Origin of the sequence: Mesorhizobium sp. M7A.F.Ca.US.014.04.1.1, assembly GCF_003998745.1 — a bacterium.
Lineage (GTDB): Bacteria > Pseudomonadota > Alphaproteobacteria > Rhizobiales > Rhizobiaceae > Mesorhizobium > Mesorhizobium ciceri.
This window is the reverse complement of record NZ_RZRW01001313.1, coordinates 1-647: the sequence shown is the minus strand read 5'-3', so window position 1 is coordinate 647 and position 647 is coordinate 1. Positions and strand designations below refer to the sequence as shown.

The window sequence follows — 647 nt, the reverse complement described above, 5'->3', positions numbered from 1 at the left end:
GGTGGCAGGCGGCTCGGCCCGCCGCGCACTGTTCGACTCCGCGCTCGACGGTGGCAGCGTCGCGCTTGGCGCCGGTGCTTCCGCGATCGCCGCCGGCGCATCCGCCGATCTTGTCTCGCTCGATCCCAAAAATCCCTCGCTGGCCGGCAAGAGTGGCGACGCGATCCTCGACGCCTGGATCTTCGCCAATGGCAGCAAGGTCGACTGCGTCTGGGTGCATGGCCGCAAACAGGTCAGCGGCGGCAGGCATGTGAAGCGAGAGGCCATCGCTGAGCGTTTTCGCAACGTGATGACGGCGCTTTCGGCATGAGCATGGCCGGTACAGTGGAGGCGGAAGGCGGCGGCTCGCTGCACCAGCGCATCCTCTCCGACATCAGCGAGAAAATCCTGTCCGGCGCCTGGGCGCCCGGTCATCGCATCCCGTTCGAGCATGAGTTGAGCGTGCAATACAATTGCTCGCGCATGACGGTGAACAAGGCGCTGTCGCAGCTTGCCAAGGCCGGACTGATCGAGCGCCGCCGCCGCTCAGGCAGCTTTGTGCGCCGGCCGCAGTCGCAGGCCGCGGTGCTGGAAATCCACGATATCCGCATCGAGGTCGAAGCGCTCGGCCTGCCCTATCGCTACGAGCGCGTCGCCCGACACAAAAG

Annotated in this window: 1 protein-coding gene and 1 pseudogene; both read left to right on the top strand. The window is 66.3% G+C overall.

Annotated elements, in window-relative coordinates; all coding sequences use genetic code 11:
* Positions 1 to 310: pseudogene (locus EOA22_RS36275) on the top strand (formimidoylglutamate deiminase); the annotation flags it as partial.
* Positions 307 to 647 (top strand): GntR family transcriptional regulator (locus EOA22_RS36270; RefSeq protein WP_127390749.1); only part of this gene is annotated, 341 nt, incomplete at its 3' end. The pseudogene EOA22_RS36275 and the gene EOA22_RS36270, both read left to right, overlap by 4 nt.